The sequence below is a fragment of the uncultured Brachyspira sp. genome, assembly GCF_910588665.1.
Lineage (GTDB): Bacteria > Spirochaetota > Brachyspiria > Brachyspirales > Brachyspiraceae > Brachyspira.
The window spans coordinates 46,891-71,572 of record NZ_CAJUPR010000009.1; the positions used below are offsets into that span (position 1 = coordinate 46,891).

A 24,682-nucleotide genomic window follows, 5' to 3' on the forward strand; every position below is an offset into this window, starting at 1 on the left:
CAGTATTTTTTAATATATAAAATAAAGCAATTTTTATCATAGGAAAATTAATTAAAGAACTGCATAGAAAAAATTTTATTAAAAGAAAAGTAAGTGCGAAGATACAAGTTTATTAATCTAATTTATATAAATAATAGGCATTACAAAACATACTATTAACGAAAGAAGCAGATATGCATAAATAAAGAGAACATGCCTATTGTTCATAAGTATATTTAATGTATTATTACCTTCTCTGTTTTTAAATGAATTAATAAAAGATATAATATTATTTAAAGATATAATTGTTAAATGAGCAAGAAATATTATATTTAAAATAATCAATGTTAATTTATTAGGCGTAAGTCCGAAATTAATTATTCTATATAATGTTGCCGTAATTACTAATACATTAAAAATGAGTGCAAATATTGGAACTATTAAATATATAGCCTTTATAAATATATTTGACTTTTTATCCATTCTTGAAAACATAAGATTAATAACAGATGATGCTAAAAAAATATTATATATTATGTAAACTATTCTGTTATTGTATGGTCTTGATTCATAAATGAGAATAAGAAACATCATTATAAATACGGCAAATAAATCAAATATTAATAAAGCTCTTGAAATATATACAGACAAACAAGAGTTAGTTTTTTTATATATATAAAATGCTAAAAAAGGTATAAACCCGTATAAAAATACTATAAAACATATAATAAATTTTGCAATTAAAAAACCTGCTTCAGTACCTGCAGAAAATAATGCTGTAACGGAAAGACTTATAATAACAGATATATAAAATAACACAGTTGCAACTGCAGTATTTGCGGTATTAATTATTAAAAACCATAAAAAAGTATCTGCGAAAACAGTTAGAAAATTTGATATTCTGTCGGTATTAAGCATATTAAAAGAATTATAAGAAAGCATTAATATATTGAAAAAAATAATAGAAAAAAATATATTTCTATTTAATAATATTTGGAAATCGGGAGTATTTACAGGCGGCATATAAACATAATTAAAAAAAATATTGGAAAAACTTGATATAAGACTTATAAGCAGAAATGATAAAAATGTAATCAAAATAACTTTTCTATTTAATTTATCTTTTAAATTAAAAATAACTGTAAAGCAAAATAAATAAAAACTTATAAAAAAATGACTATTTAAAAATATCGGAAACAGGTAGCTTGTATCCATGTTATTTAATGTAAATATGTATATACAGGCAGGAATTGTAGACACTGCGCTTATTAATAAATATTTTAATTTTTTTGAATATTTATTATTTTTTTTATCAATTAAAATATCTTTCATTAAAAACTCCGTAACTTGAATAATAATATATATCATAAATCAAAAAAATCAATTATTAATAATATAAGTTTATTATTGATAAAAAATTAATTTTGTATTAAAATTATATTACTCGGATTATATTTTATGAACTCAGATAAAAATAATTTTAACAAAAAAATTGAAAACTATTTTTCGGAATTTTATAAAAATCTTGAAAAAGATTCTGTTTTAATAGTCTTAGATTTTAATACTGATAATAATATAAATAAAAAACTCTATGTAATAGATAAAAATTATAAAATAATAAAAAATAATATAACAAATATTCTGTCAGGATATATATTTAATAATGTTTTAATATTATATAATGATAAATTATGCCGCAGAGATGAAATCGCAGAAAATGCAAAATATATCAGCGAACTTATAGAAAATGCCTATAATAAAAATATATTATACGGTATTCCTTCATATTTTCCTGATGCATCAAAAAAAATCAATAAAGCATTATTTTTAGACAGAGACGGAGTATTAATAGAGGATAAAGGATATATAGGAACTACGGACAGGGTAAAAATAAAAAAAGAGTTTACAGATATAGTGAAATATGCAAATAATAAAGGATACATTACAATAGCAGCAACGAATCAGGCTGGAGTATCTTACGGATATTATAAAGATGAAGATGTAAATAATGTTCATAATTATATTTATAATGAGTATAAAAAACTAGGCGCCGTTATAGATGATTTTTATTATTGTCCCTATCATATAAAAGGTCAGGTAAAACCATATAATATATCTTCAGTACTCAGAAAGCCTGAGGCTGGAATGCATCTGCTTGCATCAAAAAAATACAATATAGACTTGTTTAATTCATTTATGATAGGAGACAGAGACAGCGATATAATAAAAATTCCATATCTGAAAACATTATTAATACAGACGGATATATACGAGATAGAAAATAAAAACAATATTACGGAAGTAAATAATATATATAATATTCTTTAAGTATTTATATTAAAAATAACTATTTTTGTATTTCAGGTATTTCATTATTCTTTATTTTTTCAATGAAGCTTCTCAAATCGTTTTTAGAGCCTTTGCTGTTATTAATTTTTCCTCTTTCAATAATTCTCTTAGTACCTAAACTTACTATGGTTTGAATATCTAAAATAAAGCTTACTGTACCATCTCCTAAAACCGTAGCTCCTGCCAAACCTTCTGATTTTGTTATATTGTCTTTTAAAGTTTTTATAACTATATCCTGCTCTCCTATTAGGTTATTGACTAAAAGAGCCACTTTTTTTCCTTCAGAAGAAAGTATAACAGCATAGTATGATTTTATATCGCTGTATCTTGAAGGCAGTCTGAATAATTCTTTAATGCTTAATACATTAATAACATCTTCTCTTACTTTAATAACTTCTATTCCTTCCAATTCATGAATATCTTTAACATCTATTTTAACAGTTTCCAATATGCTGTTAATAGGAACGGCATAATATTCTTTTTCGGCATCAACAATAAGAGCCTGAATAATTGCAACTGTAAGAGGTATTCTCAAAAAGAAAGTTGAGCCTTTACCAAATTCGGTTTCTATACCTATAAATATTTTATAATATTTTTATAAATTGTTTTCATATTATTACTATGTTCGCCTCGCCTTTAAGAGCATCAATACTTTTAGTATTGATGCGGCTTGCCTCACTTATTAATTTATTACTATGTTCGCCTCACCGATTAGGCCCTGCTTGGCGGGCATAGCAACATAAAAAGCATTAATATAAAAAGACTTTGAAAAATTAATGTAATTGTTTTTGTTTTACTTTTTTGACAAAAGTTAATTTTTATTATATTATGGTGTTAATATTAATTTGAATGAGTTTTATTTTACGGAGGGTATTTTTCATGTTTTCTTACATTATAAAAAGATTATTAATCTCTCTTTTAACTCTTTTTGTTATAGTAACAATAACATTCTTTTTAATGCATATGGTGCCCGGAGGTCCTTTTGTAGGTGAAAAACCTCTCAGCAAAGTGGCGCTTGAAAATTTAAATAGAAAATACGGACTTGATAAGCCGTTAATAGTTCAGTATGCCAATTATTTAAAAAACGCTGTTAAAGGAGATTTGGGCACCTCGCTTACTAAAATAGGTCAATCCGTTTCAGGTACAATAGTAAGAGCATTTCCCGTATCTTTCAGACTTGGAATATTCAGCATGTTTATTTCTACTACTATAGGAGTATTATTTGGTATAGTTGCGGCATTAAGGCATGGAAAAACAGCAGACAGAGCTGTAATGGTAGCCGCCACTTTAGGAATAGCCGTGCCTAGTTTTGTAGTTGCCACAGTTTCTATTATTATATTTTCTGTTCAGTTAAAGCTTCTCCCAGCTTACGGATTCGATTCTTTTGCTCAGTATATAATGCCCGGATTTGCCCTATCTTTCAGCTCGCTCAGTTTTATGGCAAGACTTATGAGAAGTTCTATGCTTGATGTTATTCATCAGGATTATATAAAAACAGCCAGAGCAAAGGGAATATCAATAAATGTAATCATATTTAAGCATGCCTTAAGAAATGCTATTATACCAATAGTTACTTATATAGGACCGCTTGCCGCTGCAATTCTAACAGGTTCTTTTGTTGTAGAGAAAATATTTAATATACCCGGTCTTGGAAGATATTTTGTTGAAAGCATTACGCAAAGGGATTATCCTACCATATTAGGAGTTACAATATTTTACGGTGCTTTTTTAATAGCCATGAATTTCTTAGTGGATTTATCTTATGGTATTATAGACCCTAGAATAAAAATACAAGATTAAGCATAAGGGGGGTACAATGGAAAAAAGTTTTGATAAATCATTATTTGTAAAAGCTACGGAAGAAGAAAAGGCTTCAGCCGAAGTAAAGATAGAAAGCGTAACATATTGGCAGGATGCATACAGAAGATTTAAGAAAAACAAAGTTGCTTTAATATCCATTATTATTATAGCAGTTATAGCGGTCTTTTCTATAACAGTTCCTATTTTTTCGCAATACGGATATGCTCAGATAAACAGAGGCGCAGAAAACAGCCTCCCCACATTAGAACACCCTTTCGGAACAGATACTTTGGGAAGAGATCTTCTTGTAAGATGTATGATAGGAGCGAGGATTTCGCTTTTAATAGGAGTAGTATCATCTACTTTGGTAGTAATAATAGGTATAATATACGGTTCGGTATCTGGTTATTTCGGAGGATTTACAGACAGTATTATGATGCGTATAGTTGATATAATAAGCGCTGTCCCTACTCTTTTGGTGGTTGTATTATTATCGGTTGTGCTTAAATCTCCGATGGATAAATTATTTTTACAAAATGAGCGTTTAAGAGGAATAGGACTTTTAGGACCTGGGCTTTTAAGCATATTTATAGTAATATCTCTGCTTTATTGGACTAATATGGCAAGAATGACAAGAGGACAGATTTTAGCATTGAAAGGTCAGGAGTTTGTAACTGCGGCAAGGGCTTTAGGTACTTCTCACAGCAGAATAATTTTCAAGCATTTAATACCTAATGCTATGGGCGCTATAATAGTATCCGCTATGGTTCAGATACCTAATGCTATATTTGTTGAAGCATTTTTAAGCTTCTTAGGTTTGGGAGTAAGCGCTCCTATGGTTTCGCTTGGCTCTTTAACTTCAAATGCTGTAAGCGGAGTATATTCTTATCCTTATCAGCTTCTTTTTCCTGCAGCCTTAATAAGCATTATAATACTCTGCTTTAATTTGGCAGGCGACGGTTTGAGAGATGCATTAGATCCTAGAATGAAAAACAGATAGTTTATTTTATTAAATAAAATATTATAAAAGAGGTATTTATTAATGGATAATAATCATTTACTGGAAGTTAAAAATTTAGAAGTGTCTTTCTTTACATCTCTTGGAGAGGTTAAGGCAGTTAATAATATTTCTTATAATTTAGATAAGTCAAAAGTTTTAGGAATAGTGGGAGAATCTGGAAGCGGGAAAAGCGTATCTGCATACTCTATTATGGGACTTATTGAAGAGCCCGGTAAAATTATGAACGGAGAAATACTATTTGAAGGCACTGATTTGCTTAAGCTTTCAGAGCATGAAAAAAAGAAAATAAGAGGCGATTTAATATCTATGATTTTTCAGGATCCTATGACTTGTCTTAATCCTGTTTACACTATAGGAAATCAATTAATGGAAGCATTAACCGCACATAAAAAAATAAGCAAAACCGATGCTGTGGAGAGAATAGTTGAGCTTTTAACTTTGGCAGGCATCAATGAACCTAGAAGAAGAATAAAACAGTATCCTCATGAACTTTCTGGAGGTATGCGTCAGCGTATAATGATAGCTATGGCGCTTTCTGGAGATCCTAAAATACTTATAGCAGATGAGCCTACAACAGCATTAGATGTTACAATACAGGCGCAGATACTTGAACTTATAAAGGATATACAAAAAAAAATACAAATGGCTGTCATACTTATTACTCATGACTTTGGTATTGTAGCTGATATGGCTGATGATATTATAGTAATGTACGGCGGGGGCATAGTAGAAAGAGGAACCGTTTTTGATATATTTGAACGCCCTAAGCACCCCTATACTTTCGGACTTTTGAAATCTCTTCCGCGTATTGACATAAAACAGGACAGACTTATTCCTATAGAAGGCACTCCTATTGATTTACTTAATATGAAAGCAGGCTGTCCTTTCAGTACAAGATGCGAAAAGTGTATGAAAGTATGCATTGATAATAAGCCTCCTATAACCGAATTTGATAAGGGGCATTTTTCAGCCTGCTGGCTTCATCAAATGCCTGAATGATTGACAATATCAAATTAATTAAGAATAAAGAGAGTTTTTTATGAAACCTTTAATAGAAATACAAAATTTAAAACAGCATTTCAAAATCAAAGGCGGATTTTTCGGAAGAAATATACAAACCGTAAAAGCTGTTGACGGAGTATCTTTTACTATAAATAAAGGGGAAACTTTAGGACTTGTAGGGGAATCGGGAAGCGGAAAAACCACTTTAGGAAGAACTCTGCTTCATCTTTATAAGCCTACAAGCGGAAAAATATTTTTTGACGGAGAAGAGGTTAATAATGAAAATTACCGTAACTATGCTAAAAAAATGCAGATAATTTTCCAAGATCCCTATGCTTCTCTTAATCCACGCATGACAGTTGAAGATATAATAGGAGAAGCACTTGATGTGCATAAGCTTTATAGCTCTAAAGATGAAAGAAGAGAAAAGATAATAAATCTTCTTAAATTAGTAGGACTCAATACCGAACATGCGCAGAGATATCCCCATGAGTTTTCAGGCGGACAGAGACAGCGTATAGGCATAGCGCGTGCTTTGGCTGTTAATCCTGAGTTTATAGTTTGCGATGAACCAGTTTCAGCGCTTGATGTGTCTATTCAGGCGCAGATAATTAATATGCTTTATGATATGCAAAACGACATGGGACTTACATATCTTTTTATAGCCCATGATTTAGCTGTAGTTCATCAGATATCTGAAAGAATAGGCGTTATGTATTTGGGAAATATTGTTGAGCTTACAGACGGCGAATCTTTATATACAAAATCGCTTCACCCCTATACTCAGTCTTTGATTTCAGCCATACCAATATCAGAACCTTCCATAGCTAAGTCAAAGCATCGTATAATACTTTCGGGAGAAATACCGTCCCCTATTAATCCGCCTTCAGGCTGCAAGTTCAGAACAAGATGCCCTAAAGCTGAGGCTGTATGTGCAGAGAAAGTACCTGAGTTCAGAGAAGTAGAAAGCGGGCATTACTGCGCTTGTCATCTAGTGTAATGTAAGCCATTATGAAAATTACAAATATATTTCCCGTACTTCTGATAATTTCATCTTTATTATCGTATTTATATATAGAATATTATGCTTTTAATAAAAGAATGGTTGCAATGGACCAAATTCAGCATTTTTATGATATGACTAAATGGTATAATAGCGGAAAAATACCTACAACAGGTGCAAGATTCATAGCAAGTGAAATTATTAATGGAGAGTTTACAACTCCTAGAGTTCCGGGAGGTGCTTATTATATATTTTATACTTTATTCTATAAATTAGCCAATGAAAATTTAGTGAAAGCTAGAATGATTAATTTTATTTTTAGTTTTATTATATTATTTACATTTCTGATTTGGATTTATAAAAAATTTGGTATTTTTATAACTTCTATAATGACTGCATTAGTATTATGTAACCCTTATGTTATATTAGCGGTAACCGATTTTTGGAATCCTAATATTACATTAATATTCAGTTTTTTATTTTTTATATTTTTATTTGAATATATCAATAATGATGATAAAAAAATAAAACAAATATCAGCAGTTTTTATATTTCCAATACTTGCTGTAATGGCACAAGGACATTTTGCAGTTTTCTTCTCTATGGTTCCCACAATGATTATTTATCTTATCATAAGATTTAAGAATACAAGAAAATATTTATTATATTGGTGTTTTGGAGTATTTATATCTTTTTTATTATATATGCCGTATTTAATACAAGAATTGCAAAGCGGATTTAATAATATAAAATTGGCTATGAATATAAGAAGCAGTTTAGATAAAATACCATTTCCTTAAATTTATGCTTTGCTTATTTTTCCTACTAATGAAATGTCAAGTTTAATTGGTACAAGATTTAATTCTGTATATTATTTTTGGAGTAAAGGCGGAATATATATTTATGGATTAATATTTTTATTTTTATCTATGTTGTCTTCAATATTTATGTTTTTCTATTCTATAGTTATTTCAATTAAGAATAAGAATAATGTTTTATTAAATAACTTAAATAGAAGTTTAATTGAGATTTTTTTATTTTTTATTATATTTATACCAATAACAATATTATCATTTATTATTTTTAAATCAAAATCTGGAACATTTCACTATTTATATTCAGCATTTTCTATTTCTTTTATAACATATTTAATATTTTTTAAATTTAATGAATTTAATTTCAAAAAAAATATAAAGATAATCATATATGCTTTATTTATTTTAAATTCATTTGCTGTATTAGGTGAAATGTATAGATATATAAAATTATTTCAATATCCTAGAAGTGAGAAAGTGTTAATGAATGTAGCCGAGTTTATAAAGAATGATGCCAAAGATAAAAAAATTGCTATATTATGATAATTTTTCTGGTGTTGTAAATAAACAATTTGAGGATATTTTTACAATATATTTTAAAGATATAAATTTAAATATCTCAAAAAAACCAGATATATTATATGCATTAAGAGATGATATTGTCAGAGTAAATTGGAATGATAACAGAAACAATAATGAAATGAAATATCTTAATATATAATGGTGCTGTTGAACTTACTAATATAGGCGGATATACAATATTTAAATTTACTATAATACCAAAATAATATAAATATATTATTGATTTTTTATTGACAATACTTTATTATTAAATATAATTGCAATAAATAAATAATATATTAAGGATAGGTACAATGAAAAAGTATTTTTATTTAGTTTTTATTATTTCTGTTTTTATATTCTCATGTTCAAACAAATCTAATATTGAAGATAATGCGGTATATGTAAACTTAGGAGCAGAACCAAAAACTATAGATCCAGCACTGAATATAACATTGCAGGGCTCCACTTATGTAACTCATTTATTTGAATGCCTAACTACAAAATATAAAGATATTGCCATTCAGCCAGGAGCAGCAGAGAGCTGGGATATATCTGAAGATGGACTTACATATATATTTCATTTAAGAACTAATGGAAAATGGTCTGACGGAAAGCCTTTAACTGCACATGATTTTGAATACTCTTGGAAAAGGGTAGTTGATCCTGATACTGCAAGCGAACCTAGTTATTTATTTGAACCTATACTTAACTTCTCTAATGTTAATGGCAGGTATATGCCAGTTGATGAGTTCGGTATAAAAGCTATAGACGATTATAAATTAGAAGTGAAGCTTGAATATCCTACAGCTTATTTTTTAGAGCTTGTAAACTTGCCGGTATTTTCACCAGTAAGAAAAGATATGGTAGAAAAAGACCCTGATAATTGGACTAGAAATCCGAAAACCTGTGTAGGCAATGGGGCTTTTGTTTTACAGGAGAGAAGACCAGACGAAAGTATTACCGTTGTAAAAAACACAAATTATTGGGCTTCGGATACCATAGTAGCCAAAAAGATTAAATTTGTTCTTATGGATAACCCTAATTCGGCAGTTGCGGGAGTTAAAGAAGGATCTTTGCATTTTTCAGATCAGTATCCATATCAGGATACCGATACTTTAAAAGCTGAAGGCTTGATAGATATAGCAACTAGAATAGGTACTCAGTATTATGCTTTAAATACCACCAATGAAACTTTAAAAGATAAAAGAATAAGAAAGGCTTTATCACTTGCAATAGATAGAAATTATATTGTGGATAATGTACTCAAATCAGGAAGACCTGCAGGGTCATTGGTTCCTTGGGGAGTTACTGATGTTGAGGGTTATTTCAGAGATAATGCAGGAGAATATATAAGCACCAATAGAGAAGATTATAGTAAAAATGTAGAAGAGGCTAAAAGATTAATGGCTGAAGCAGGCTATCCCGGCGGAAAAAATTTTCCTGTATTAGAATTTTTCCTCACTTTCAGCAATGATATACCTATGTTTGAGGCAGTTCAGAATATGTGGAAAGTTAATTTAGGCATAGATGTTAAGCTTACTCAAATGGAGTTTGCTCCTTTTATTAATGCTTTCAGAACAGAAAGAAATTATACTATGGCTGGAGCAAGCTGGACTGGAAGCTATAATGATCCTACAACTTTTTTAGGTATGTTTGTAAGCTACTCTTATAAAAATCATTCTTTATTTACAAATGCTCAGTTTGATGATGCTATAATTACAGCTTCAAGAACTATTAATCAAAATATCAGAATGAGAGAACTGCATAAAGCAGAAAAAATACTGATAGAAGATGAGGCTGTTATAATACCTATAGCTTATTTTGAGCCTGCCGTATTAAAAAGTCCTAAACTTAAAGATGTATTTTATATACCTTTTGCCCAATATAAGTTTTCATATTCATATTTAGAATAGTATTATATAAAAATTTCAGAAATATTTGTTTTGGGAATTAAAAATTAAGCAGTATTTTTTAATATATAAAATAAAGCAATTTTTATCATAGGAAAATTAATTAAAGAACTGCATAGAAAAAATTTTATTAAAAGAAAAGTAAGTGCGAAGATACAAGTTTATTAATCTAATTTATATAAATAATAGGCATTACAAAACATACTATTAACGAAAGAAGCAGATATGCATAAATAAAGAGAACATGCCTATTGTTCATAAGTATATTTAATGTATTATTACCTTCTCTGTTTTTAAATGAATTAATAAAAGATATAATATTATTTAAAGATATAATTGTTAAATGAGCAAGAAATATTATATTTAAAATAATCAATGTTAATTTATTAGGCGTAAGTCCGAAATTAATTATTCTATATAATGTTGCCGTAATTACTAATACATTAAAAATGAGTGCAAATATTGGAACTATTAAATATATAGCCTTTATAAATATATTTGACTTTTTATCCATTCTTGAAAACATAAGATTAATAACAGATGATGCTAAAAAAATATTATATATTATGTAAACTATTCTGTTATTGTATGGTCTTGATTCATAAATGAGAATAAGAAACATCATTATAAATACGGCAAATAAATCAAATATTAATAAAGCTCTTGAAATATATACAGACAAACAAGAGTTAGTTTTTTTATATATATAAAATGCTAAAAAAGGTATAAACCCGTATAAAAATACTATAAAACATATAATAAATTTTGCAATTAAAAAACCTGCTTCAGTACCTGCAGAAAATAATGCTGTAACGGAAAGACTTATAATAACAGATATATAAAATAACACAGTTGCAACTGCAGTATTTGCGGTATTAATTATTAAAAACCATAAAAAAGTATCTGCGAAAACAGTTAGAAAATTTGATATTCTGTCGGTATTAAGCATATTAAAAGAATTATAAGAAAGCATTAATATATTGAAAAAAATAATAGAAAAAAATATATTTCTATTTAATAATATTTGGAAATCGGGAGTATTTACAGGCGGCATATAAACATAATTAAAAAAAATATTGGAAAAACTTGATATAAGACTTATAAGCAGAAATGATAAAAATGTAATCAAAATAACTTTTCTATTTAATTTATCTTTTAAATTAAAAATAACTGTAAAGCAAAATAAATAAAAACTTATAAAAAAATGACTATTTAAAAATATCGGAAACAGGTAGCTTGTATCCATGTTATTTAATGTAAATATGTATATACAGGCAGGAATTGTAGACACTGCGCTTATTAATAAATATTTTAATTTTTTTGAATATTTATTATTTTTTTTATCAATTAAAATATCTTTCATTAAAAACTCCGTAACTTGAATAATAATATATATCATAAATCAAAAAAATCAATTATTAATAATATAAGTTTATTATTGATAAAAAATTAATTTTGTATTAAAATTATATTACTCGGATTATATTTTATGAACTCAGATAAAAATAATTTTAACAAAAAAATTGAAAACTATTTTTCGGAATTTTATAAAAATCTTGAAAAAGATTCTGTTTTAATAGTCTTAGATTTTAATACTGATAATAATATAAATAAAAAACTCTATGTAATAGATAAAAATTATAAAATAATAAAAAATAATATAACAAATATTCTGTCAGGATATATATTTAATAATGTTTTAATATTATATAATGATAAATTATGCCGCAGAGATGAAATCGCAGAAAATGCAAAATATATCAGCGAACTTATAGAAAATGCCTATAATAAAAATATATTATACGGTATTCCTTCATATTTTCCTGATGCATCAAAAAAAATCAATAAAGCATTATTTTTAGACAGAGACGGAGTATTAATAGAGGATAAAGGATATATAGGAACTACGGACAGGGTAAAAATAAAAAAAGAGTTTACAGATATAGTGAAATATGCAAATAATAAAGGATACATTACAATAGCAGCAACGAATCAGGCTGGAGTATCTTACGGATATTATAAAGATGAAGATGTAAATAATGTTCATAATTATATTTATAATGAGTATAAAAAACTAGGCGCCGTTATAGATGATTTTTATTATTGTCCCTATCATATAAAAGGTCAGGTAAAACCATATAATATATCTTCAGTACTCAGAAAGCCTGAGGCTGGAATGCATCTGCTTGCATCAAAAAAATACAATATAGACTTGTTTAATTCATTTATGATAGGAGACAGAGACAGCGATATAATAAAAATTCCATATCTGAAAACATTATTAATACAGACGGATATATACGAGATAGAAAATAAAAACAATATTACGGAAGTAAATAATATATATAATATTCTTTAAGTATTTATATTAAAAATAACTATTTTTGTATTTCAGGTATTTCATTATTCTTTATTTTTTCAATGAAGCTTCTCAAATCGTTTTTAGAGCCTTTGCTGTTATTAATTTTTCCTCTTTCAATAATTCTCTTAGTACCTAAACTTACTATGGTTTGAATATCTAAAATAAAGCTTACTGTACCATCTCCTAAAACCGTAGCTCCTGCCAAACCTTCTGATTTTGTTATATTGTCTTTTAAAGTTTTTATAACTATATCCTGCTCTCCTATTAGGTTATTGACTAAAAGAGCCACTTTTTTTCCTTCAGAAGAAAGTATAACAGCATAGTATGATTTTATATCGCTGTATCTTGAAGGCAGTCTGAATAATTCTTTAATGCTTAATACATTAATAACATCTTCTCTTACTTTAATAACTTCTATTCCTTCCAATTCATGAATATCTTTAACATCTATTTTAACAGTTTCCAATATGCTGTTAATAGGAACGGCATAATATTCTTTTTCGGCATCAACAATAAGAGCCTGAATAATTGCAACTGTAAGAGGTATTCTCAAAAAGAAAGTTGAGCCTTTACCAAATTCGGTTTCTATACCTATAGTTCCGTTAATCTTTTCAAGACTCTTTTTTACAACATCCATTCCCACACCTCTTCCCGATACATTTGTAATTTTTGCGGCAGTAGAGAATCCAGGGGCAAATATATATTCAAGCATCTGTTTTTCAGAAAGCTTAGCGTCGGGAGATACAAGACCCTTTTTAACTGCGCTTTCAAATATCTTTTGAGGTATCATTCCCTTGCCATCATCCGATATCTTAATAATTATCAGGTTGCCTTCATGAGAAGCTCCCAGTATAACGGTTCCAGTTCTAGGTTTTCCAGCTTTTTCTCTGTCGTCTGGGTTTTCTATACCATGATCCATAGCATTTCTTACTAAATGAACTAAAGGATCCACAAGCACTTCAATAACGGATTTATCTAATTCCGTTTCTTCTCCGTACATTTCTAATTTTACTTCCTTTCCTAAATCTCTTGATAAATCTCTTATTAAACGGGGAAATCTGTTAAATGTCTGGGCTATAGGAAGCATTCTTATTTTCATTACGGTTTCCTGAAGTTCATTAGTTACCCTTGTAAGAAGCTGATAAGAGTTTCTGAACTTATCCAAAGTATTTTTAAACTCCTCTTCCATTTTTACAAATTCATTTAATTTGCTGTTGAAACCATCAATATATGTATTTCTGATTTCCTTAGCCTCTTTTTTCTGCAAATGCTCTTCAAATTTTCTTAATATCTGTACAATACTGTCTCTATAATATCTTTTTACTTCATTTAAGCTTGCACCTATTATCTTTTGATATGAGGTGAGATCATCATCGTATTGTATATAAGAACTTTTATTTGTTACAAGTTCTCCGACCTGATTCATCATAGCATCTATTCTGTCGCTTTCCACTCTCAAAAATGAACTTTGTCTTTCGGGTTTATGATCCTTTCCGCCTTTTTGGGAGTCCGATTTTTTAGATGAAGTTTCTTTTGATTTCTGTGTTTGTTCTTTCTGCTTTTTTTCCTGAATAAATTTTTCATATTCTTCCAGTATAATATCTTCAATAGAGATTTCTTTTGTAACATCGGGTAATGTAATGGCATCTATTATAGTCTTATCTTCATTAATAGTTGCAAGTATATATGTAACATGCTCGTAAAATTCATCGCCTTCTAAAGATTCAAGCATAGGAATACTGCCCATTATCTCCCCTACATCTTTTAAAGCTACAAATACTTGAACTCCTCCTACAGTTCTCATAGGACTTTCAGGATCAAAACTTACATGAACCAATTTAGTTTTTACATTCTCTTCTACATTATCTCTGATAATTCCTATTAAATCGCTGTCATTCGGAAGAAGCTCATATTTATTAACTTTTTTTTCAGCTTCAGGAGTCGATATGGTTTTTGAATCGTTTGACTGAACGGGAGCAGTGCCTAACTTAGCATTTTTGAAATCTTCTAATTTCTTTATTTCAGCTTCTATATCTCCTGAATAATCGCTTTCTTCGCTTGCTGTATTAATGAGATCTTTTAATATATCTATGCCTTTTAATAATACATCTATAGTGACATCATCTACTTCTATTTTATTGTTTCTTATCAAATCAAGCAAATCTTCAAATCTATGGGCATATTTTTGCGTTTCTACAAGCTCAACAGCACCCGCACTTCCTTTAAGAGTATGAACTGCTCTGAATATTTCCTGTATGGCATCTACATTATTTCTTTCATTATCTAAAATTAAAATATTTTGCTCAAGTCTATCAAGCATTTCAAAAGCTTCTTCAAAGAAATCCTTAAGCAGACTTTTTATATAATCATCCATCTATACGCCCCATAAAAATCGAAAATCTTATTATATAATATCGGAAAAATTTAAAAATGTCTATAGCAAATAATATTATACTTGAAAATATAATAATTTATTATATGATAAAAGCTACTATTTATTTAATAAGAGGCAAAAATGAAGATATGTATAATAGGTACAGGTTATGTGGGGCTTATTACAGGTGCATGCTTAGCTGAAATGGGTAATTATGTAATTTGTGTTGACAATGATGAAGAAAAATTAAAAAAACTTAAAAACGGAATTACTCCTTTATATGAGCCAGGGCTTGAAGAGCTTATAATTTCTAATGTCTCAGAGAAAAGATTAGAGTTTACAAATGATTTAGGATATGCCGTAAAAGAATCTATTGCATGCTTTATCGCTGTAGGTACTCCTTCTGATGATGACGGCAGCTGCGATTTAAGTTTTGTTCTTTCTGTTGCAAATGGAATAGGAAAGGCTATGAACGGATATAAAGTGATAGTTGATAAATCTACCGTGCCTGTAGGTACTCATAAGCTTGTGGAAGATGAAATTAAGAAAAACTATAACGGAGAATTTGATGTGGTTTCTAATCCAGAATTTTTAAAACAGGGCGCTGCTGTAGATGATTTTTTAAAGCCTGACAGAGTAGTTATAGGTTCTGACTCTGAAAAAGCTATAGATATTATGAGGGATATTTATAATCCTTTCACAAGAACAGGAAACCCTATTATAATAATGGATATTTGTTCTGCCGAGATGACTAAATATGCAGCCAATGCTTTTCTTGCCTCAAAAATTTCATTTGCTAATGAAATTGCCAATATATGCGAAAAAGTCGGAGCTAATGCCGATTTAGTGAGAATAGGAATGTCCAGCGATAAAAGAATAGGAAATCAGTTTTTATTTCATGGTTTAGGATACGGAGGAAGCTGTTTTCCAAAAGATGTTCAGGCATTAATAAAAACGGCTTCCGATTACGGAATAGACTCCGATCTGCTTAAGGCTGTTCATAAAGTTAATATTAATCAGAGAAAGATTTTCATTGATAAAATATTAAAATATTATAATAATAATATTAAAGGAAAGATTTTTGCATTATGGGGGCTCGCATTTAAACCTAGAACTAATGATATGAGAGAAGCTCCTTCCATCACAATAATAAATATGCTTTTAGAATTAGGAGCTGATATAAGGGCTTATGATCCGAAAGCTTTTGAAAGCGCTAAAAATATATTCAAAGACAAAATATATTATGCAGATAATTCTTATGATGCTTTGAAAAATGCGGATGCATTGCTTATAGCTACAGAGTGGAATGAGTTTAGAAGACCTAGTTTTGATAAGATTAAAGAATTGTTAAAAGAACCTGTAATATTTGACGGCAGGAATCAGTATGATAAAAAAAGAATGAATGAAAGAGGAATAAAATATTTTTCTTTGGGGGTTTCAGATAATTAATATATGATATATTTTACTTCAGATACCCATTTTTTTGATATGTATGCTTCCAGAAAAAAATTATTTGACGATTATCAGAATATGCATAATTATCTGATTAATAAATGGAATGAAAAAGTGTCTGATAAAGACGATATATACATAATAGGTGATTTCTCTAATGAAAAAGGCTGTCTAAAAACTTCCGAATTATTGAAATGCTTAAACGGTAATAAATTTCTTATTAAAGGAAACAATGATAATTTTTTAGATAATAAAAAATTTGATAAAACATTATTTAAATTTATCAAAGATTATTATGTGTTAGATTTAACAAATTACAGCAGCATAATTAAAAAGGCTGTATTATTTCATTATCCTATATTGGAGTGGGAAGGATTTTATAATAATACTATATTAATACATGGACATTGGCATAAAAATAAAAAATATCATAGCAGTGCATTTAATGTAGCATGCGATATTTATGATTTTACTCCGCTGTCGGTTAAAGAAATATTGGAAACGGCATTAAATGGATAATTATAAGGATATACTATTAAACAGGCTTCATATTGCCATAAATCATAAAAATAAAATAGAAAATGACTCTATTAAATTACTGAGTTATGATATTACCGTTGAGCCTAAGATAGTTCAGATTGAAAAGAAAAACAGTATATTATGCACCGTTTATTTTTATGTTAAAGCTCCTCTTTTTGAAGATGTTTTTTTTGAATCTTCTTCAGGAATAGCTTCCGATGAATATAAAGCTATAGAGCTTTCAGCGGATAATTTTGTATACTGCGCTTTGCAGGGTATATTAGATTTTCTTTCAGGCATGCATCATCATGAAATAGAAACTTCAATACTAGGAATCAAAAAAAATTTTACAGTATGCGAAAGCCCTATCATAGGACTTGGCAATATAGAAAATAAAGATGATATTTATAATGATTATATAGAATTTAATGAAGAAAACGGATATTCAAGCTTTTTATGGAATGCAGTATATAAAGAAGTTCCTTTTATTCTCTCCAATAATAGAGTAAATTTTATTAAAACCTATGCCGCAAAAATGCCTAATGACGATATTATAGTTGAATGCACTATAAATAATATTCAAAATAAAACATTAAATAACTGCATTCATAATGAAATTATTAAATGGGATAATAACGGAGAGTTTTTTTCCATAAAGCAGTTTTTCTTTATACTTCAATCGGATTCCACATATATTAAATATCCTTATACAAAAGAGGAAATAGAGTATTTTGTTATGGAATATGTGCTTGAATTTGAAAAATTAGATTTTGATTATTTTGAACTGATAAATAATATGAAAAATATAATAACCGATAATAGTATAAGAGAAGAAATAATAAATTTTATTCCTGAAATATGCGCCGAATATGCCTTTAAAGATGCCGTATTTGATGACAGAGTTAATGTAAATATAGGGATTAATAATTATAATATATTAAAAACGCAATTTACAAGTTATAAATATATAGAAGATTCTTTGATAGACGGCTTTTCAAATAATATTTTTAAAAAAGAAACTTTTAATGAATTAGTTCATATAAGCAATTCATACAATATAATATATGAGGCTATGCAGAATAATCATAATATAAAAATGAATGATATACTTGTTTCTTATACATTTAATTTTACTAATGAATATAAGTTTATCTGATTATTAATATTCTTTATTATAAGAATCTGTAATATTTATTTTGCTTTTTACAGAAAAATTATTTTATAAAAATATTGAAATTATTTTATATTTATAATATATTATAAATAAGTCTGTACTATGATGCAAAAATAGTCAATAAAAAATTATAATTTTTTAAATGTTATTAAGCTTAAATTATAAAAACTGTGAGCTTCTGGCATTCAAAGAATGACAGAAGCTTTAAACGAACAATTTTTATTAGCAACAATGAAAAAATTATAAATTTTTTATCTTATTACTGATATTAGATATGTTTTATTATATCTGATTTTTTGGGAGTATTAATTATGCCTGCAATAATTATAGAACATGAAGAATATCCTTCAGTAGTTGTTATAGAATATAACAGCATATACAGAAATGAACTTCAAAACTTTATACATAATATAAAGATAAAAGACAATAAAGAAGAAGCATACACGGATCCTTATTTTAATAAGATACTTCACAGCAATAATAAAAATATAGGACTTCTAACCATAGACGGAAGAATCAACGGATATTATTATATCAATAAAGAAAATATTCTTAAATATATATATATGAATTATCCTTATAGAAGAAACGGTTTTGCTAAATTACTGCTTACTCATGGCATAAAAGCTAATCCTGATATACAGTTTGAAAAAAATTCAAATCAGGCTTATACAAGACTTATAAGCTCCCCTATATTTGAAGATATATTAAAAGGAAACTCATCAGGTGCATTTAATGATGCTGCAAATAATGATACATTTGAAGATCTAAGCGGAGGAGGAAGCAAAGAAGGAGAACTTACTTTATTTTAACTTTGAAGCATATTCTATATTTATCTATTTTTTTAATTATATCCTGCTCTCATAATGCAGTTTATTTAGCAGAAAAAACTGAAGATTTAAAAGATAAAAAAATTGAAGTTTATCATCTTATAAGTATGCATCCTTCTATGAATATTACTATAAGTATGAATAACGGCAAAATATACGGAAAATCTGCCGTAAATGATTATTATGCAGATTATGCAATTAACGGCGATTATATTTCAATAGATATGATAAAAACCACTAGAAATACAGATACCATTGAAAAGAGAAGAATAGAGGGCGATTATATTTCAATACTTCAGACAGCTTACTCTTTTAAGATAAAAGGAAATAATTTAATAATATATACAAGATTTATAGATGAGCCTCTTGTTTATGAGCTGATAGAATAGTTAAATATAAAATAAAAAAGCCGTTCTTAAAATAAGAACGGCTTTAATTTTTAATATAAAATACTTATTATATATCTAATAAACTCGGCAACAAGAAATATCATAACTATAAAACCTAAAAATATCCAAGATTTTAAAGTTCGTTTTCTGGTTTCTCCTTTATTAAATTCTCTTCTAAAAGGATCATTATTATCCATAATATAATCCGTTATACTTTTTTCAAATATTTCTGCGTATCAACTGCAACAGCCGCAATGATAATAGCTCCTTTAATTATATACTGCATATACGGAGATACACCCACAAACGACATACCATAGTTAATAACTTGGAATATTAATACGCCTGAAACAATTCCTAAAATAGAGCCTATGCCTCCGGAAAAAGAAACTCCTCCCACAACGCAGGCTGCAATAGCATCAAGCTCATATCCGTTTCCTAAGTTATTAGTTGCAGAACCCACACGGGCAACTTCAAGCGAACCTGCTATGCCGTATAATGCGCCTGCCAAAGTATAAACAATCATTAATGTAAAGGGTATATTAACACCGCTTACAGCTGCAGCTTCTGGATTTCCTCCTACAGCAAATATATTTTTACCCAATTTAGTTTTATTCCATATAACCCACATAATTGCGGTTATAATGACTGCAAATATTATTAAATATGAAATAGTGAAACTTCCTCCTAATTTAATACCGCCCTGAGCGAGGTTTGTAAATCTGGGATCCAATCCTCCGATAGGCTGAGCACCATACGGCGGTCTGTCAAAATATGTGCTGGTTACACCGTAAAGTATAAGCTGCATACCTAAAGTTGCAATAAACGGAGTTACATAAAGTTTAGAAATAATAAAACCATTAATAAGACCGAATCCCATAAGAATAAGCATAACTAAAAGTATAGGCAGTATAACGGGAAGCATCGGCAAATTAGGATACATCTTTGTAGGGTTCTGAGAAGACTGCAAAAGAGATGCACTCACAACAGCGGCAAGTCCTACAGCCCTGCCCGCACCTAAATCGTTGCCCTGAGTTACAAGAAGAGTACCTATACCCACAGCTATAATCATACGGGTTGAAGCCTGAGCAAATATATTTAAGAAGTTGCTTAGCCTGAAGAAAGTCGGTTCTTTAATGATGATGCCTATTAATATTAAGAGTAATGCAGCAAATATAGCATTGTTTAATATAAATGATTTAATAGTTTTGATATTTATTTTATTAGTGTCCATAATCCTTCCTTTTTAATTAAATTATAAATATTTAGCAGACAATGCCATAATCTCTTCTTGATTAGTATTTTTAGTTTCAACAATACCTGCCACTCTTCCGTTACTCATAACCATAATTCTGTCAGTTATGCCAAGCAATTCAGGCATTTCCGAACTAACCACTATTACAGACTTTCCCTGTGTAGCCAGATCTATAATAAGTCTATATATATCATATTTAGCCCCTACATCTATGCCTCTTGTAGGTTCATCAAGCATTAATATATCAGGCTTGCTTAAAAGCCATCTTCCTAAAATAACCTTTTGCTGATTACCGCCTGATAAGCTTTGTATAGCAGTTTTCTCTGAAGGAGTTTTTACCTGCATACTGTCTATTACCCATTTAGTGTCTTCCTGCATTTTTTTATTGTCTAAAAAACCGAATTTATTTTTATAATGATCTATATTTGATATAGTTGAATTGAAATTAATAGAAAGCATTCCGAATATGCCTGTCTGTCTTCTCTCTTCCGTAACTAAAGCAAAACCATTTTTAATTGCCTTTCTAGTAGAGGAATTAATAACCTCCTGATACATTTTTATAATATTACCTGAATATAAAGTACGCATTCCGAATATGCTTTCAAGTACCTCTGTTCTTTTTGCTCCAACAAGTCCAGCTATTCCGAATACCTCGCCTTTTCTTACATTAAAATTAACATCTTTAAGAGAAGGCTGATAAAATGCCGTAAAGTCTTTTATACTCAATATGTTTTCTCCCGGAACATTTGTCTTTTCAGGAAAACGGTTAGTTAAATCTCTTCCAACCATTTGCTTTATTATCATATCTGTTGTCAATTCCTTAGCAGGAGTAGTTGCAACATACTTTCCGTCTCTCATTATGGTAACTTCATCAGATATTTGTAAAATCTCTTCCATTTTATGCGAGATATAAACCATACCCACACCTCTGCTTTGAAGTTTTCTAATAATCTTAAATAATTTAGCAACTTCTTTTTCAGTAAGAGAACTTGTAGGTTCGTCCAATACCAATATTTTTGAATGATAGGAAACTGCTTTAGCTATTTCAACCATTTGCATTTCGGATACAGATAATGAGGATACTTTTGTTCTAGGATCCAGAGGTATTTCCAAATCGTCAAAAATTGCTTTAGTATCATCATACATCTTTTTCTCATCAATAATAACTCCCATCTTAGTTGGATACTTTCCAAGCCATATATTATCCTGTATATTTCTCTGTCTAACCTGATTAAGCTCTTGGTGAACCATAGCAACTCCGTTATTTAAAGCCTGCTTAGGAGATGTAAAATTAATTTCCTTGCCGTCTAAAAATATTTTTCCGCTGTCTTTACGGTATATTCCAAATAAACATTTCATCAGAGTAGATTTTCCTGCGCCGTTTTCACCCATAAGAGCAACAACTTCTCCTTCTCTTACAAGAAGTTCAACATTATCTAATGCCTTAACGCCTGGAAAAGACTTTGAAATACCTTTCATTTCAAGAACAATCTTTTTATCCATATATTAAAAACCTTCAGTAATAATTAAAAAATAATGCCAATACCTAATATACTAAAACAGGGATATTAAATTCAACAATATAATATCCCTGACTACAAATAATTTATTTATTATTTGTATGCTTCTTCGGCAACATTTATATTGTTTTTAGTTATAGGAACATAAGGAACGCGTACGGCTTTAAATTCGTCCAAAGTCCAAGTATTTCCGTCTAAAGGATCCTTTCCTGCAGCTGCATTTAAAGTAAGATCAACAAGAGCCTGAGCCTGACCTACAGGGTCATTAAGCACAGAACCTACAACTGTACCTTTTTTAATTTCATTTAACATATCAGGTATTGCATCTACTCCTACTATAGGAATAAATTTAGCTGGATCTCCTTTATTGTATCCTAAAGCCTGTATAGACTGCAAAGCGCCTAATGCCATAGCATCATTATTGCAGAAAATATATTCTATTTTATCTCCATGTTTCTGAATCCAAGCATCAACTATATCTTTAGCTTTTGCAGTATCCCACATAGCTGTTTGTTCTTCTAATTTTTCAACTTTAAGTCCGTTATTGGTTATATATAAAGTAACATGGCTGGTTCTGGCTTCAGCATCAGGGTGTCCCGGTTCGCCCTTAAGAAGTACATATTGTATAATTCCGTCGCCGTTTTTATCTAAAGCGGCATCTGCTTTCCAAGTATCAACAACGATTTTTCCCTGCATATCTCCTGATTCTTCTGGTTTAGTTCCGACATACCAAGTTTTATCATAGCTAGCCATAGCTTCCGCACTAGGCTGTTTATTAAAGAATATAACAGGTATATCTTTAGCTTTAGCTTTGTCTATAATAGTCTGAGCAGCCTGAGGATCAACTAAATTTATAGCCAGAGCTTTTGAATCTTTCTGAAGCATTACATCCACCTGATCATTTTGCTGCGCCTGATTGTTTTGCGAATCATTCATTATTAAATTTGCTTTTCCCTTGATCACATTTTCAATATTTCTTCTTAAGAAAGACATAAAATTATCATCATAGCGATAGATAGTTACACCGATAGTAGGACCGTCAACTGTAGTAGAGGAAGAAGCTCCGCCACCTCCGCAAGATATTACAAAGATAGAAGACATTATAAATAATGCCCCGATAACAATAAGTGATTTTTTCATTTTAGAAAACTCCTTAAATTAATTAATATTCTCTTAATAATAGTATATAAATTTATTTCCCTAAAATCAAGTATAAATAATGTTTTTTATATATAATAAAATCGGTTATCTACAAATTACTACATACGGCATTAATATTTACAATATTAAAATTTATAAAGAATTTTAATATTATTTATTAAATAATCCTGCATATTAAATATTTATTCATCAATATTATCCATAGTTATAGGTCTATAATTAATTTTAATAGATTTTGTATCATCTAACTTCCAAGATGTCCCTAATATAGGATTTTCAACGCCTTTAAATAGATTAACGGCTAAATCAGACACTGCTTCCGCCTGTTCCTCTGCATCATTAAGTACTGTCCCTACTATTGACCCTTTTTTTATTTCAGATATAACTGACTGAGAGCCATCTATTCCTACTATTGGGATATATTTATCAGGATTACCTATATTGTATCCGAATTCCTGTATGGATTTTAAAGCACCCAATGTCATAGCATCATTATTAGAAAATATATATTCTATTTTTGTATCCGAATCATCTTCATTATTATAATCAGACATCCAAGAATCTGTAATAGCTTTAGCTTTATCCATATTCCACATTCCTGTTTTACTGTCTAAAATCTCCGTTTCTATACCGTTTTGATTTAAAAATAAAATAAGATTTTCTGTTCTTATTTCAGCTTCAATATGACCTGGTTCTCCCTTAAGTATAACGCATTGAATTTTTCCGTCACCGTTTTTATCCCAAGAAGGATTAGCCTGCCAGCTTTCTGATATTATTTTTCCCTGCCAATATGCGGCTTCCTCGCTTATAGTACCCACATACCATACTTTATTATAGGTATTCATAATATCAAAACTATATGGAGACTTATTAAATAATATTAACGGAATATCATTTTCTTTAGCTTTATTAATTATATTTTCAGCGGCTTGAGGATCAACTAAATTTATGACCAATACTTTTACGCCTTTTGAAATAAAATCATCTATTTGCTCATTTTGAATTCTCTGAACATTTTCAGAATCATTTATAACATATCTTGCTTTTCCAGATATAAATTTTACTATATTGTTTTTTAATGAATTTGCAAACTCATCATCAGTTCTATATATTGTAACTCCTATAAAATCGCTTTTTTCGGAATCTGAGCATGACAAAAAAACTGATGCCAATATTATCAAGATAAATATTTTTTTATTCACA

The 24,682-nt window shown here is 29.0% G+C and carries 22 protein-coding genes and 1 pseudogene; 14 read left to right on the plus strand and 9 right to left on the minus strand.

Annotation, left to right across the window (positions count from 1 at the left end; translation table 11 throughout):
* Positions 1–117: 117 nt before the first annotated feature.
* Positions 118–1,311: a hypothetical protein gene (locus QZ306_RS07865; protein ID WP_295162802.1), complete on the minus strand. Its 1,194-nt coding sequence runs from the start codon at positions 1,309–1,311 to the stop codon at positions 118–120.
* A gap of 126 nt (positions 1,312–1,437) precedes the next feature.
* Between QZ306_RS07865 and QZ306_RS07870 the strand changes: the two genes are divergently transcribed.
* The gene (locus QZ306_RS07870) at positions 1,438–2,307 is read left to right on the plus strand and encodes an HAD-IIIA family hydrolase (RefSeq protein ID WP_295162804.1); all 870 of its coding nucleotides are present in this window, start codon (positions 1,438–1,440) and stop codon (positions 2,305–2,307) included.
* A gap of 19 nt (positions 2,308–2,326) precedes the next feature.
* Here QZ306_RS07870 and QZ306_RS07875 read toward each other — a convergent pair.
* Positions 2,327–2,905, minus strand: a pseudogene (locus tag QZ306_RS07875) (chemotaxis protein CheW); the annotation flags it as partial.
* Between the two features lie 302 nt (positions 2,906–3,207).
* Between QZ306_RS07875 and QZ306_RS07880 the strand changes: the two are divergent.
* The 7 genes from QZ306_RS07880 (at position 3,208) to QZ306_RS07910 (ending at position 10,446) form a co-directional block, all read left to right on the plus strand.
* Positions 3,208–4,128, plus strand: coding sequence for an ABC transporter permease (locus tag QZ306_RS07880; RefSeq protein WP_295162789.1), 921 nt, complete (start codon positions 3,208–3,210; stop codon positions 4,126–4,128).
* Between the two features lie 16 nt (positions 4,129–4,144).
* Entirely contained in the window at positions 4,145–5,128 is a 984-nt protein-coding gene (locus QZ306_RS07885; RefSeq protein ID WP_295162791.1) for an ABC transporter permease, read from the plus strand.
* A gap of 42 nt (positions 5,129–5,170) precedes the next feature.
* Positions 5,171–6,148, plus strand: a complete 978-nt coding sequence (locus QZ306_RS07890; protein WP_295162793.1) for an ABC transporter ATP-binding protein — start codon at positions 5,171–5,173, stop codon at positions 6,146–6,148.
* A 40-nt stretch (positions 6,149–6,188) separates the two neighbouring features.
* The gene (locus tag QZ306_RS07895; RefSeq protein ID WP_295162794.1) at positions 6,189–7,151 is read left to right on the plus strand and encodes an ABC transporter ATP-binding protein; all 963 of its coding nucleotides are present in this window, start codon (positions 6,189–6,191) and stop codon (positions 7,149–7,151) included.
* An 11-nt stretch (positions 7,152–7,162) separates the two neighbouring features.
* Positions 7,163–7,954, plus strand: a complete 792-nt coding sequence (locus tag QZ306_RS07900) for a hypothetical protein (RefSeq protein WP_295162796.1) — start codon at positions 7,163–7,165, stop codon at positions 7,952–7,954.
* 523 nt (positions 7,955–8,477) lie between these two features.
* Positions 8,478–8,690: a hypothetical protein gene (locus QZ306_RS07905; protein WP_295162798.1), complete on the plus strand. Its 213-nt coding sequence runs from the start codon at positions 8,478–8,480 to the stop codon at positions 8,688–8,690.
* A gap of 154 nt (positions 8,691–8,844) precedes the next feature.
* Positions 8,845–10,446 (plus strand): peptide ABC transporter substrate-binding protein, encoded by a 1,602-nt coding sequence (locus QZ306_RS07910; protein ID WP_295162800.1) that lies wholly within the window; start codon positions 8,845–8,847, stop codon positions 10,444–10,446.
* A gap of 166 nt (positions 10,447–10,612) precedes the next feature.
* Here the strand turns inward: QZ306_RS07910 and QZ306_RS07915 are convergent, their stop codons facing one another.
* Positions 10,613–11,806: a hypothetical protein gene (locus QZ306_RS07915; RefSeq protein ID WP_295162802.1), complete on the minus strand. Its 1,194-nt coding sequence runs from the start codon at positions 11,804–11,806 to the stop codon at positions 10,613–10,615.
* Positions 11,807–11,932: 126 nt separating this feature from the next.
* Here QZ306_RS07915 and QZ306_RS07920 point away from each other — a divergent pair, with 126 nt between their 5' ends.
* A complete protein-coding gene (locus QZ306_RS07920) occupies positions 11,933–12,802 on the plus strand; it encodes an HAD-IIIA family hydrolase (RefSeq protein ID WP_295162804.1) in 870 nt (289 codons plus the stop codon).
* A gap of 19 nt (positions 12,803–12,821) precedes the next feature.
* Here QZ306_RS07920 and QZ306_RS07925 read toward each other — a convergent pair whose 3' ends face one another.
* Positions 12,822–15,179: a chemotaxis protein CheA gene (locus QZ306_RS07925; protein ID WP_295162809.1), complete on the minus strand. Its 2,358-nt coding sequence runs from the start codon at positions 15,177–15,179 to the stop codon at positions 12,822–12,824.
* A 141-nt stretch (positions 15,180–15,320) separates the two neighbouring features.
* On the opposite strand from QZ306_RS07925, the gene QZ306_RS07930 reads away from it, so the two are divergent.
* From QZ306_RS07930 to QZ306_RS07950, 5 genes are all read left to right on the plus strand, one after another.
* A complete protein-coding gene (locus tag QZ306_RS07930; protein WP_295162810.1) occupies positions 15,321–16,628 on the plus strand; it encodes a UDP-glucose/GDP-mannose dehydrogenase family protein in 1,308 nt (435 codons plus the stop codon).
* Between the two features lie 3 nt (positions 16,629–16,631).
* Positions 16,632–17,150 carry a metallophosphoesterase gene (locus QZ306_RS07935; protein WP_295162811.1) on the plus strand — a complete coding sequence of 173 codons (519 nt, stop codon included), beginning with the start codon at positions 16,632–16,634 and terminating at the stop codon, positions 17,148–17,150.
* Positions 17,143–18,306: a DUF6348 family protein gene (locus QZ306_RS07940; protein WP_295162813.1), complete on the plus strand. Its 1,164-nt coding sequence runs from the start codon at positions 17,143–17,145 to the stop codon at positions 18,304–18,306. The genes QZ306_RS07935 and QZ306_RS07940 overlap by 8 nt, the downstream gene beginning before the upstream one ends.
* 329 nt (positions 18,307–18,635) lie before the next feature.
* Positions 18,636–19,136 (plus strand): hypothetical protein, encoded by a 501-nt coding sequence (locus QZ306_RS07945; protein ID WP_295162815.1) that lies wholly within the window; start codon positions 18,636–18,638, stop codon positions 19,134–19,136.
* A 2-nt stretch (positions 19,137–19,138) separates the two neighbouring features.
* A complete protein-coding gene (locus QZ306_RS07950) occupies positions 19,139–19,543 on the plus strand; it encodes an META domain-containing protein (protein ID WP_295162816.1) in 405 nt (134 codons plus the stop codon).
* A gap of 50 nt (positions 19,544–19,593) precedes the next feature.
* Here QZ306_RS07950 and QZ306_RS07955 read toward each other — a convergent pair whose 3' ends face one another.
* The 5 genes from QZ306_RS07955 to QZ306_RS07975 all read right to left on the minus strand — a co-directional run bounded on the left by QZ306_RS07955 (position 19,594) and on the right by QZ306_RS07975 (position 24,681).
* Entirely contained in the window at positions 19,594–19,740 is a 147-nt protein-coding gene (locus QZ306_RS07955) for a hypothetical protein (protein WP_295162818.1), read from the minus strand.
* 11 nt (positions 19,741–19,751) lie between these two features.
* Positions 19,752–20,777 carry a galactose/methyl galactoside ABC transporter permease MglC gene (gene mglC, locus QZ306_RS07960; RefSeq protein ID WP_295162820.1) on the minus strand — a complete coding sequence of 342 codons (1,026 nt, stop codon included), beginning with the start codon at positions 20,775–20,777 and terminating at the stop codon, positions 19,752–19,754.
* A 21-nt stretch (positions 20,778–20,798) separates the two neighbouring features.
* Entirely contained in the window at positions 20,799–22,301 is a 1,503-nt protein-coding gene (gene mglA, locus QZ306_RS07965; RefSeq protein WP_295162822.1) for a galactose/methyl galactoside ABC transporter ATP-binding protein MglA, read from the minus strand.
* A gap of 110 nt (positions 22,302–22,411) precedes the next feature.
* Positions 22,412–23,458 (minus strand): galactose ABC transporter substrate-binding protein, encoded by a 1,047-nt coding sequence (locus QZ306_RS07970; RefSeq protein ID WP_295162824.1) that lies wholly within the window; start codon positions 23,456–23,458, stop codon positions 22,412–22,414.
* Between the two features lie 203 nt (positions 23,459–23,661).
* The gene (locus QZ306_RS07975; protein ID WP_295162825.1) at positions 23,662–24,681 is read right to left on the minus strand and encodes a galactose ABC transporter substrate-binding protein; all 1,020 of its coding nucleotides are present in this window, start codon (positions 24,679–24,681) and stop codon (positions 23,662–23,664) included.
* Between the last annotated feature and the right edge of the window lies 1 nt (position 24,682).